At 36.6% G+C, this 404-nt stretch carries 1 protein-coding gene; it reads right to left on the reverse strand.

The genetic code is table 11. The annotated features are described in order from the left end of the window. Window positions 1-404, reverse strand: a 404-nt coding sequence (locus Q0820_RS16910; RefSeq protein ID WP_298489476.1) for a hypothetical protein, incomplete at both ends; no start/stop codon positions are given.

Raw genomic sequence — 404 nt, forward strand, 5'->3', positions numbered from 1 at the left:
ATTATTTCCATCATTATCAACATCTAGAGGGGTAGTTAAATCAACTTCCGTTCCTTCTTGATTATCGGTTACCATTGCCCAGTTAGTACCATCATAAACATACAACTCATTGGTTGCTGTATCTAAATAAGTTACTCCTGGATTATCATTTGCTGGAGCTCCTGTTGGTGCGCCTACCCCACTTGTTGTTAGTTCATTGGTAGGATCTATATCTAAATCTAATGCATTGTTTGCTGCTAAATCTGCTATTGCTTCTTCTACAGTTACTTCATTATTTCCATCATTATCAACATCTAGAGGGGTAGTTAAATCAACTTCCGTTCCTTCTTGATTATCGGTTACCATTGCCCAGTTAGTACCATCATAAACATACAACTCATTGGTTGCTGTATCTAAATAAGTTA

This window comes from uncultured Maribacter sp. (assembly GCF_947495965.1).
In the GTDB taxonomy this organism is placed as follows: Bacteria; Bacteroidota; Bacteroidia; order Flavobacteriales; family Flavobacteriaceae; genus Maribacter_B.